This window comes from Cellulomonas biazotea, assembly GCF_004306155.1.
Classification (GTDB): domain Bacteria; phylum Actinomycetota; class Actinomycetes; order Actinomycetales; family Cellulomonadaceae; genus Cellulomonas; species Cellulomonas biazotea.
In genome coordinates this window covers 1-10,807 of record NZ_BIMR01000029.1, presented here as the reverse complement: position 1 = coordinate 10,807, position 10,807 = coordinate 1, and the positions used below count along the sequence as shown (strand labels likewise).

The 10,807-nt window shown below is 75.2% G+C and carries 10 protein-coding genes and 1 pseudogene; 9 read left to right on the top strand and 2 right to left on the bottom strand.

The genetic code is table 11. The annotated features are described in order from the left end of the window. From CBZ_RS20695 to CBZ_RS03075, 4 genes and pseudogenes are all read left to right on the top strand, one after another. A pseudogene (locus CBZ_RS20695) lies at nucleotides 1-575 on the top strand (hypothetical protein); the annotation flags it as partial. Between the two features lie 309 nt (nucleotides 576-884). Next, nucleotides 885-1,979 carry a fatty acid desaturase family protein gene (locus CBZ_RS03085; RefSeq protein ID WP_130780136.1) on the top strand — a complete coding sequence of 365 codons (1,095 nt, stop codon included), beginning with the start codon at nucleotides 885-887 and terminating at the stop codon, nucleotides 1,977-1,979. Nucleotides 1,980-2,060: 81 nt separating this feature from the next. Next, nucleotides 2,061-2,294, top strand: a complete 234-nt coding sequence (locus CBZ_RS03080) for a FitA-like ribbon-helix-helix domain-containing protein (RefSeq protein WP_130780135.1) — start codon at nucleotides 2,061-2,063, stop codon at nucleotides 2,292-2,294. Then, nucleotides 2,291-2,686 (top strand): type II toxin-antitoxin system VapC family toxin, encoded by a 396-nt coding sequence (locus CBZ_RS03075; RefSeq protein WP_130780134.1) that lies wholly within the window; start codon nucleotides 2,291-2,293, stop codon nucleotides 2,684-2,686. Before CBZ_RS03080 ends, CBZ_RS03075 begins: the two co-directional genes overlap by 4 nt. 37 nt (nucleotides 2,687-2,723) lie before the next feature. Here the strand turns inward: CBZ_RS03075 and CBZ_RS03070 are convergent, their stop codons facing one another. After that, nucleotides 2,724-4,589: a M48 family metalloprotease gene (locus tag CBZ_RS03070; RefSeq protein WP_130780133.1), complete on the bottom strand. Its 1,866-nt coding sequence runs from the start codon at nucleotides 4,587-4,589 to the stop codon at nucleotides 2,724-2,726. A gap of 182 nt (nucleotides 4,590-4,771) precedes the next feature. Here CBZ_RS03070 and CBZ_RS03065 point away from each other — a divergent pair, with 182 nt between their 5' ends. From CBZ_RS03065 to CBZ_RS03045, 5 genes are all read left to right on the top strand, one after another. Next, complete coding sequence (locus tag CBZ_RS03065; RefSeq protein ID WP_130780132.1) at nucleotides 4,772-5,320, top strand: PadR family transcriptional regulator; 549 nt, start codon at nucleotides 4,772-4,774, stop codon at nucleotides 5,318-5,320. A 193-nt stretch (nucleotides 5,321-5,513) separates the two neighbouring features. Further along, nucleotides 5,514-6,383 (top strand): type II CAAX endopeptidase family protein, encoded by an 870-nt coding sequence (locus tag CBZ_RS03060; RefSeq protein ID WP_130780131.1) that lies wholly within the window; start codon nucleotides 5,514-5,516, stop codon nucleotides 6,381-6,383. Between the two features lie 152 nt (nucleotides 6,384-6,535). Further along, complete coding sequence (locus tag CBZ_RS03055) at nucleotides 6,536-8,311, top strand: NAD(P)/FAD-dependent oxidoreductase (protein WP_246012998.1); 1,776 nt, start codon at nucleotides 6,536-6,538, stop codon at nucleotides 8,309-8,311. After that, complete coding sequence (locus CBZ_RS03050; protein WP_218022699.1) at nucleotides 8,308-9,762, top strand: ATP-binding protein; 1,455 nt, start codon at nucleotides 8,308-8,310, stop codon at nucleotides 9,760-9,762. Before CBZ_RS03055 ends, CBZ_RS03050 begins: the two co-directional genes overlap by 4 nt. After that, on the top strand, nucleotides 9,759-10,100 hold the full coding sequence (locus CBZ_RS03045) for a UBP-type zinc finger domain-containing protein (protein ID WP_130780130.1): 342 nt from the start codon (nucleotides 9,759-9,761) through the stop codon (nucleotides 10,098-10,100). Before CBZ_RS03050 ends, CBZ_RS03045 begins: the two co-directional genes overlap by 4 nt. 77 nt (nucleotides 10,101-10,177) lie before the next feature. Here CBZ_RS03045 and CBZ_RS03040 read toward each other — a convergent pair whose 3' ends face one another. Continuing rightward, the gene (locus CBZ_RS03040; protein WP_130780129.1) at nucleotides 10,178-10,708 is read right to left on the bottom strand and encodes a hypothetical protein; all 531 of its coding nucleotides are present in this window, start codon (nucleotides 10,706-10,708) and stop codon (nucleotides 10,178-10,180) included. Nucleotides 10,709-10,807 lie beyond the last annotated feature (99 nt).

The window sequence follows — 10,807 nt, the reverse complement described above, 5'->3', positions numbered from 1 at the left end:
CGCCCACGCCGACCCCGCGGCCGACGTGGGCGCCGAGCCCGCGCCCGACCGCCACCCCGACGGGCCAGCCGACCGCGGAGCCCACGGGCACGCCGACGGCCGCGCCGACCGGCACGCCGACGAGCACGCCGACCGGCACGCCCTCGGCGTCCGCGACCCCGACGCCCACGACCACGGCCGCAGGCCCGTCGATCACCGCCACGAAGGCCGTCGCCCGCCCGGGCGAGCAGGTCACCGTCACGGCGACCGGCGTGACCGGCGCGCAGGTCGAGGTCGGCATCGCGAGCACGTACCGGCGGCTCGCGGTCGTGCCGGTCGTCGACGGCACCGCGACGGTGACGGTGACCGTCCCGACGGACCTCGCCCCGGGCGTGCACCACCTGCAGCTCCGTGACCTGTCCGGGACGGTCCTCGCGCAGGTGGAGATCGTCGTCCAGGGTGCAGCCCTCGCGGCGACGGGAGACGACGTGGCCGCACCGGTCACGCTGGCGGCGCTGCTGGTGATGCTCGGCGCGGCGGCCGTCGTGGTCGCGGCCCGCCGCGGCAGGACGCGTGCACGTCACGCGATCCGCTGACGACGTCGCGCACGCGCAAGACGGGAGCCCCGGGGCCGCAGACCTCGGGGCTCCCGCCGTCCCACCACGTGGTCCGGTGGGCCGTCCACCCCACGCAGGCGTGGCCCCGTGACGTACCGTGAGGCAGCACTTCGCACCACCGGGCCCCGGTCGTCTGCGCCGGGGCCCTCGTCATACGCCCGTCCAGCCCCGGCGGCGCCCGAACGACGCACGCCCGACGATCCACCGCGACCCCTCGCCCGACGAACGCCGACCACAGTTGCCGACGCCCTCGCCCGGCCGCGCACGGACCGACAGGACGGACCCCACGTGAGCACGACCACCCTTCCCGACCCCCTGCCCGTCGACGGCTCCGCCGGCTCGCGCGAGCGCGCGGTGAGCGACTTCACCGAGCTGACGCGCACCGTGCAGGCGGCGGGCCTGATGGCACGACGACCCGGCCACTACACGGTGCGCCTGTCGGCTGCCGTGCTCGCGATCGCCGGCCTGGTCGTGGCCGTGGTGCTCGTCGGGGACTCGTGGTGGCAGGTCGCGGTGGCGGGTGTGGCGGGCGTGATCCTCACGCAGGTCGCGTTCCTCGGGCACGACGCCGCGCACCGGCAGATCTTCTCGTCGGGCCGCGCGAACACGTGGGCGAGCCTGGTGCTCGCGAACCTGCTGGTCGGGCTGAGCGCGGGCTGGTGGCAGCACAAGCACACGCGCCACCACGCCAACCCGAACAAGGTCGGTGCCGACCCGGACATCGACATGAAGGTGCTGTCGTTCACGCCGGAGCAGGTCGCGCGCAGCGAGTCGCGGTGGGCCCGCTGGTACCTCGCCCACCAGGGCTTCTTCTTCTTCCCGCTGCTGCTGCTCGAGGGTGTCGCGCTGCACGTCGCGGCCGTCCGCCGGGTGCTGTCCCGCGAGCCGCTGGAGCGGCGCGGGGTCGAGGCGGCGATGCTCACGGTCCGCCTGGTCGGTGCCGCCGCGCTCGTGCTGACGGTCATGTCGCCGTGGAAGGCCCTCGTGGTCGCGGCCGTGCAGCTCGCCGTCTTCGGCTTCTACATGGGCGCGTCGTTCGCGCCGAACCACAAGGGCATGCCGCTGCTGCCGAAGGACGCGCGCGTCGACTTCCTGCGCCGCCAGGTCCTCACGAGCCGCAACATCGGCGGTGGCCGCTGGGTCGACGTCCTCATGGGCGGGCTCAACCACCAGGTCGAGCACCACCTGTTCCCGTCGATGCCGCGCGTGAGCCTGCGCCGGGCGCAGCCGCTGGTCCGCGCCTACTGCGAGGCGCGCGGCATCCCCTACGTGCAGGTGTCGCTGGGCCGGTCGTACGCGATGATCGTCCGCCACCTCAACACGGTCGGCCGTCCCGACCGCGACCTGTTCGCGTGCCCGGTCACGGCGGCCTACCGAGCCTGACCCCGCGACCCTCGCGCGGCCACCTCGGACGGCACCGGCCGGACGCCTGCATTCTGCCTGCACCGCCGCTAGCATGACGGCATGAGCGTGACCATCACCGTGCGCGACGTCCCCGACGACGTCCGTGACGAGCTCGCCGCCCGCGCGGCCCGCAGCGGACGGTCGCTGCAGGAGTACCTGCGGGCTCAGCTCATCGACCTCTCCTCCCACCCGACCGCGGCAGACGCCGTCGCGGCGATCCGCGCGCGCGCACGGACGTACCCGCAGTTCGACCTCGCGCGCGTCGTCGACGACCTCGACGCCGACCGTCGGTGACGCTCCTCGTCGTCGACGCGTCCGCCGTCGTCACGCTCCTCCTGGACCCGGCGGGCGACGGCGAGGCGGTCGCACGTCACCTCGCGGACGCTCGCGTCGCCGCGCCCGACCTGCTGCCGTACGAGGTCACGAACGTCCTGCGCCGGCACCGCGCCGCCGGCGCACTGTCGGACGCCGAGGCGATGCTCGCCTTCGACGGGCTCGCGGCACTGCCCGTCGACCTCTGGCCGTTCACGACCCTGCAGACCGAGATCTTGCGGCTGTCGGGGGCGGTCAACGCGTACGACGCCGCGTACGTGGCCCTCGCGGAGCTCCTCGGCTGCCCCCTCCTGACGCGCGACCGAGGCCTCGCGCGCGCCCCGGGGGTCCGCTGCGAGCTGCTCCTCGACTAGGCGTCGCGGAGCGCCCCGTCGGGTCGCAGGGGCCAGGTCAGGGCGCGGACGTCGCCGTCCGCGCCAGGTCGTCCGCGAGCGCGGCGAGCACCTCGTCGCTGTCCTTCGTGAGCCGGTCGCCCGACCACTTCTCCTTGAGGGTGACCGTGCGGCCGTCGTGCAGCGTGAACGCCACCCGCACCGGCGTGCGCCGCAGCACCTGCGCCGTGGCGACCTCCTCGAAGGACAGGAACGGGAAGCGGCGGGCCAGCTCGACGACGGGCGCGGACTGCAGCAGCGCCGCCATGCGCGCCTTGCCGCCCTCGGTCTGCTTGGGGCACGGCACCAGCAGCAGGCCGTTGTCGAGGACCACGACGTCGTGCTGCGCGCCGTCGACGTCGACGTTCGCGATCCCGCCGAGGATCTCGCCGCCGTGCGCGGTCGCGGTCGCGGACGCCTGACCGGCGCGCGTCACGTCCACGTCGAGGCGCACCAGGTGCTCGCGGACGGCACCGGCCTGTGCGGGGTCGGCCGCGAGGTCGGCGAGCGCGTCGAGGTCGAGCGGCTGCCCGTCGCGGCCGACGAGGACGGCGGGACCGCTCCACGAGTGCCGCCACCGGGCGACGCCCGCCTGGACGGCCGCGGAGCCGAGGACGACCCGCAGGAGCATGGGCACCGGCCGGTCGTCGTCGGGCGCGACGTCGGTGTCGAAGCCCACGGCCCGCGCGAGGTCGTCGCCCCGGCCCGCGGCGACGAGGTCGAGGACGGTCGCGAGCGTGGCGCGCTGCTGCCCGGCCAGGCGGGCCGCCGCCCGGTACACGGAGTCGGCGGCACGCTGACGGTCGGCGGCGACGGACGCGGCGGTGAGCTCGTCCCAGTCGAGGCGGGTCCGGTCGTCGAACGCGACGACCTCCTCGGCGACGGCCGCCGCGGCGACGGCGAACCCGGGCACGAGGACGGTCGCCGGGCGGGTGTCCCGCACGACCTGGGTGTCGGGCACGTGCGCCATGGCGGCGATCCGCGCGGCGACGGGCGGGTGGCTGTCCCAGAGCGAGCCGTCGCTCGGCGGGGCGTCGGCGCGCAGCTCGGCGAGCTCGTCGCCGCGCGCGGCGAGCAGGTCGCCGAAGCCCCCGAAGAACCCGGCGGCCGTCGGCGCGTAGCCCGACTCCCAGCCGTTCGCGAGGTAGGAGCCGGCGTAGAAGCTCCACGCGGTGTCGACGACGGGCAGCTCGCGCAGCGTGGACTGCGCGACCTCGCGGCCGGCGACGCGGACGGACAGCTCGTCGGCCTCGAGCTCCTGCCGCCGGCTCACGGCCGCGGAGACGAGCAGGTAGAGCCGGGCGTAGCCGCGCAGGAGCCACCCGACGACGTTGCCGGAGAGCTGCTGGACGGTCGCGAGAATGACGGCCCGGCCGCGGTAGGTCACGGCGCCGAGGCGCGTGTGGCTGCGGGAGTAGTGCCCGAGCTCGTGCGCGAGGACGGACCGGAGCTGGGCGACGTCGAACGCCTGCAGCAGCGGCACGCCGAGGTAGAGGTGCCGGCGGCCGCCGACGAGGCCGAGCAGCCGGGCGTCCTCGGAGACGGCGGCGTTGACCTCGCCGACGAGGCGGATCTCGTCGGGCACGCGGGTCTGCGCGGCGTCGGCGAGCTCGCGGACCGTGGCCCACAGCTCGGGGGCGTCGGCCGGGGTGACCTCCAGGCCGGGCTCGGGCGCAGGGTTCGCGCGGGCCACCTTCCACAGCGCCGAGACGACGCCGACGGCGACGACGAGTGCGAGGATCCCGAGCTTGGCCCCGCCGGTGCCGTACCCGCCCTCGAACGCGAGGACCGCGAGCCAGCCGAGCCCCGCGATGACGCCGAGCGCCACCACGTAGAAGCCGGCGAGCATCGCGACCGAGAGGGCGGCGCGCAGGGACGTGACCATGTCGACTCCTGGAGGGGGCACCGGTGTCTCCGGTGACCGCGAGCGGGAGCGTAGCGGCGGGGTGGGGCGCCGCGGGCCGTTTCCGCAGGACGGGCTGCTGCGGCATCCACCGGTCGGCCGATGCGCGGATCAGCACGATAGAGGACTAGTCATATATACGACGCGTCTCCTATGCTCGGGACGTGTCGCTCAAGCACGCCGTCCTCGGCTTCCTGTCCGTCGCCCCCATGACGGGCTACGACCTGCGCAAGCACATGGAGGAGTCCGTCGCGCACTTCTGGCCCGCGGACCAGGCGCAGATCTACCGCACCCTCACGGTCCTCGCCGCCGACGGCCTCGTCGACGTCCGGACCGTCCCGCAGGAGGGCCGCCCCGACCGGCGCGAGCACTCCGTCACCGACGCGGGGCTCGCCGAGCTCGACCAGTGGCTCGCCTCCCCCGTCGAGTACGCCCCCACCCGGGAGTCGTTCCTCGTCCGGCTGTTCTTCGTCGGGCGGCTCGGCGTCGACCGCACCCGCGCCGTCCTGCACGAGCGGGCGGCCGAGGCCCGCGAGATGGTCGCGGTCCTCGAGCACACCCAGCACCTCAGCGAGCAGGCGCTCGCGCAGGTCGCCGACGTCCCGCTGCCCGTCCGACTGCGCCTCGCGACCCTCACGAACGGCCTCGTCCACGCGCGCGCCGAGCTCGCGTGGATCGAGGACCTGCTGGCCGACCTCGACACCCCGGGCTGACACCCGGGCACCCCGCCACCTCGACCGCACCGTCCGGCACGCACCGCCGGCACGGCACCCCGGCGCGCCCGCGCACGCCCGTCCGACGCACCGCCCGCTCTCGCACAGCCCGCACCAGCACCGCCCGTCCGACGCACCGCCCGCTCTCGCACGGCCCGCTCCCGCACCGCCCGTCCCGACCGAGGAGAGACCGATGTCCGCACCCGCCGCACCCGCAGCGCCCTCGTCGCCCGGCGCCGACGCGCCCGGCCGGCGCCCCGCTCGCACCCCGCGTCCCGCGTCCTGGCGCGGCGTGACCGTCTACGCCGTCGGCGTCCTCGTCCTCGCGATCCTCGGCTCGATCGTCCTCGCGGGCGCGCAGGACAAGGCGACGAGCGCGGGCGCGCTCCTGTTCGTCCTGTCTCCGTTCCTCATGGCGGTCGGGCTGCGCACGATCGGCCGCGAGGGGTGGGCCGACGCCGGCCTGCGCCTGGGTCGTGAGCGCGGCTGGTACCTGTTCGCCGTGCTCTGGATGCCCGCCGCGTTCGCGGTCGCGCTGCTGGTCGGCGTCCTCACCGGCCAGGTCCACGGCCAGGACGGCGGGCTGTCGCTGTTCGGGACGCTCGTCGTCGGCGGCATGGTCGCTCGCACGTTGTTCGCGCTCTTCGAGGAGTGGGGCTGGCGCGGCTACCTGGAGCCGCGGCTGCAGGCGCTCGGCGTCCGCGGGCTGCGGCGGCACCTGGCCGTCGGCGCGCTGTGGGCCGTGTGGCACGTGCCATACATCGTCGCGATGGGCGACGAGTACACCGACGTCCCGCTCGCCGCGCAGATCCCGCTCTTCTTCGTCGCCGTCCTCGCGATGGCCGTGGTGACCGGCGTGATGCGGGCGCGGACCGGCAGCGTGTGGCCCGCGGTCGTCGAGCACGGCGTCGCCAACGCGGTCGCGTTCGCGCTGCTCGACGAGCGGGTCGTCGTCATCGACGCGCCGCTCGTCTACGCCGCCCGCCCTGAGGGTCTCGTCGTCCTCGCGCTCCTCGTCGTGTCGGCGGTCGTCGTGTGGCGGCGCTGGGGCGAGCGCGACTGAGGCTCCGCCCACCGGTGGGGCGAGGTCGCGCGAGGTCCGTGGGAGGTCGGGCGAGGTCGGGCGCGAACCGCGACGCCCCAGCAGGGCGGGTCGCGACGACCGACCTCGTCCGACCCGCTGACAGGACGCGATCCGCGAGAGACGATGCCCCGGTGACGTCGAGCACCCCGACCGCCGCACCCACGACCAGCGCCCCCACGACCTCTGCACCGGCACCCCCGGCCGGCGCGCCCGCCGACGCGGACGCCGACCGCACGGCCGACGCGAGCGTCCCCCGCCCCGCCCTGCTGTCCGTCGACGACGACCCCGCGGTCTCACGCGCAGTCGCCCGCGACCTGCGCCGCAGGTACGGCTCGCGGTACCGCGTCGTGCGCGCGGAGTCGGGCGACGCGGCGCTGGAGGCGCTGCGCGAGCTCAAGCTGCGCGGCGAGCAGGTCGCCGTCCTGCTGGCCGACCACCGGATGCCCGGCATGACGGGCATCGAGTTCCTGGAGCAGGCGATGGACCTGTTCCCCCAGGCCCGTCGGGTCCTGCTCACCGCGTACGCGGACACGGAGGCGGCGATCGACGCGGTCAACGTCGTCGACCTCGACCACTACCTGCTCAAGCCGTGGGCGCCGCCGGAGGAGAAGCTGTACCCGGTGATCGACGCGCAGCTCGACGCGTGGGCGGTCAGCGCTCCCCCGCCGGTGCCGCAGGCGAAGGTCGTCGGGCACCGCTGGTCGGCCCGCTCGTCGCAGGTGCGCGAGTTCCTGGCCCGCAACCAGGTGTCGTACCGGTGGTTCGCGTCGGACTCCGCGGAGGGCCGCCGGCTGCTCGACGCGGCCGGGGTCGACGAGTCCGCGGTCCCGCTCGTCGTGACCCCGGACGGCGAGCCGCTGAGCGCGCCGGACGACGCGACGCTCGCGGCCCGGGTCGGCCTGGCGACGTCGCCCACGACCGACTTCTACGACCTGGTGGTCGTCGGCGGCGGCCCGGCGGGGCTGAGCGCGGCGCTGTACGGCGCGTCGGAGGGCCTGCGCACGGCGCTCGTCGAGCGCGTCGCGACCGGCGGCCAGGCAGGGCAGAGCTCGCGCATCGAGAACTACCTGGGCTTCCCCGACGGCGTCTCGGGCGCACAGCTCACCGAGCGGGCGCGGCGGCAGGCGGTGCGGTTCGGGGCGGAGATCGTGCTAGCGGCGGACGTCGTCGGGCTCGACGTGCAGGGCTCCGCGCGGCACGTGCGGCTCGCGGACGGCAGCGTCGTCGGCGCGCACACGGTGCTGCTGGCCAGCGGCGTCGCGTACCGCGAGCTCGACGGCCCGGGGCTGTCGGCGCTCACGGGCCGCGGGGTCTACTACGGGTCGGCGCTGACGGAGGCACCCGCCTGCGAGGACCAGGACGTGTTCGTCGTCGGCGGCGCGAACTCCGCGGGCCAGTCGGCGATGCACCTGTCCCGCACGGCCCGGTCCGTGACGCTCGTCGTGCGCGGCGAGCATCTGTCGTCGTCGATGTCGCACTACCTGGTCGAGCAGCTCGCGGCGAACCCGAAGGTGCGGGTCCGCACGTGCTGCGAGGTCGTCGAGGCCGTCGGCGACGACCACCTGGAGCGCCTGGTGCTGCGCGACTCCCGCACGGGCGAGAAGGAGGAGGTGGAGACGAGCCACGCGTTCGTCTTCATCGGCGCCGTGCCCCGCACCGACTGGCTCGACGGCACCGTCGCGCGCGACGCGCGCGGGTTCGTCCTCGCCGGGCCCGACCTGCTCGACGAGGGTCGGCCCCCGTCCGGGTGGCCGCTCGACCGGCCGCCCTACCACCTCGAGACCAGCCGCCCCGGCGTGTTCGTCGCGGGCGACGCCCGGGCCGAGTCGGCCAAGCGCGTCGCGTCGGCGGTCGGCGAGGGCGCTATGGCGGTCATGCTCGTCCACCGGTACCTGGAGCAGCTGTGACGACGACACCCCCGTTCCTGCCCTGCGACATCGCGGAGCTGCGCACGCTCTTCCTCTTCGACAAGCTCACCGACGAGCAGCTCACGTGGCTGTGCAGCCGGGGGCACGTCGAGCACCAGGACCCCGGCCTGCTGTTCCACGAGGGCGACCCCGCGGCGGCGTTCTACGTGCTGCTGGAGGGGTCCGTCGCGCTGTACCGCCGCGTCGGCACGGACGACGTCGAGGTCAGCCGCACGTCGCAGGTCGGCGTCTACGCGGGCGCGTGGCACGCCTACCTGGAGCGGGAGGAGGCCCGCGCCTACCTGCACTCGCTGCGCGTGCTGGAGCCGTCCCGGTTCTACGTGCTGCCCGCGGCCGACTTCACCGAGGTCATGCACACCTGGTTCCCCATGGCGATGCACCTGCTGGAGGGCCTGTTCTTCGGGCAGAAGAGCATGCAGACCGCGACGGCCCAGCGGGAGCGGCTGCTGGCGCTCGGGTCGCTGTCCGCGGGCCTGACGCACGAGCTCAACAACCCGGCGTCGGCCGCGACGCGGGCGACCGCGACCCTGCGCGAGCGTGTCGCCCGCATGCGCAGCAAGCTCGCGCTCGTCGCGTCGGGCGCGTACGACCGGGACGAGCTCGTCCAGATCATCGAGCTGCAGGAGAAGGCGGTCGCCGCCCTGGAGGAGTCGCGCGGTCGACCGCCGCTGTCCGCGCTGGAGACGTCCGACCGCGAGGACGACGTCGCCGACTGGCTAGACGACCACGGCATCGGCGACAACGCGGAGATGGCGCACAGCTTCGTCGAGGCGGGGATCGACCCGCAGTGGCTGGAGGACCACGTCGGCAGCGTGCCCGAGGGGGTCGTCGCGGGCGCCGCGCACTGGCTCGGGTACACCCTGGAGACCGAGCTGCTGATGAACGAGGTCGAGGACGCCACGACCCGCATCTCGACGCTCGTCGAGGCCGCCAAGCAGTACTCGCAGATCGGCCGCGCCGCGCAGCAGGAGGTCGACGTCCACGTGCTGCTCGACAGCACCCTGACGATGCTCGACGCGAAGCTCGCGGGCATCGACGTCGTGCGGCACTACGACCGCACCCTGCCGCCCGTCCTGGTGCACGGCGCCGAGCTCAACCAGGTGTGGACCAACCTGCTCGACAACGCCCGGCAGGCGATGGCCGACGTCCCCGAGGGGCAGCGGCGCCTGACGATCACGACGCGCCGCGTCGAGGACTGGCTGGAGGTCGAGGTCGCCGACACCGGCACCGGCATCCCGGCCGACGTCGTCGACCGGGTGTTCGAGCCGTTCTTCACGACCAAGCCCGTCGGCTCGGGCACCGGGCTCGGTCTCGACATCTCGTGGCGCATCGTCGTCGGCAAGCACCACGGCGACCTGCGCGTCGTGTCCTCGCCGGGCGACACCCGCTTCACCGTCCGGCTCCCCTACACCCATCCGGAGGCCTCGTGACCGTCGACGTCGACCCCACCGTCCCGCCCAGCGGCACCGGCTGCGTCGAGTGCCAGGAGGGCGACGGCTGGTGGGTGCACCTGCGCCGGTGCGCGCACTGCGGGCACATCGGCTGCTGCGACACGTCCCCGGCGCAGCACGCGACCGCGCACTGGCACGAGACGGGCCACCGCTACATGCGCTCCTTCGAGCCGGGCGAGGACTGGTGGTGGGACTACGCGGAGGGCGCGTCCGTCGCCGGGCCGGACCTCGCCCCGCCGGACGCCCGACCCGCCGACCAGCCCGTCCCCGCGCCGCGCGACCGCATCCCGACGAACTGGCGCGACCTGATCCACTGAGCCCGGTCCACCGCCCCCGCCGGGGCGCTCGGACGACGGAGCGGTCCCGCCTTCGACGACGTCGGGACCGAGCGCCGTCAGACGGGTCGCGCCTCGCGCCCGCTGACCTGCGCGGCCGCGACGTGCTCGCGCAGCAGGTCCAGGTCGGGGCCCGGGAACAGCGCGGCGGGCAGCGCCGAGTGCATCCGGCCGTGCCGGTGCGACAGGACCACGACGTCCGAGCGCAGGGTGACCGCCCGGTAGGCCGCGTACGACGTGGACGCCGTGCCGAGCGGGCCCTGCATCCACAGCGCGTCGGGCGTCAGCGCGGCACGGAACGTGGTCCCCGCCGGGATCTGCCGCGCGAGCTGCCGACGTGTCTGCCAGGCGACCGTCGCGGGCAGGAGGCCCACGATCACGGCGAGCGGCGCGAGGATCAGCGGCCCGGTGTCGGTCAGGAGCATCAGTCCGAGCGCGACGAGGACGAGGCCCGCGACGAGGCCCCGCATCGCCCGCGTCCAGAACGCCTGCCGCACGAGGACCCGGGTCACCCGTCCGACGAAGCCCTCGTCGGACGTCCAGGCCCGCACGGGGACGGCGGGGTCAGCGGGCGGCAGCAGCGGGTCCACGAGCGGAGCGTAGGCCCGCGCCCGCGCCCGCGTGCGCCGTCCGCGGGCCCGCTCGCCCGGACGGCAGAGCGCCCGGGGACCGGTCGGGGTCCCCGGGCG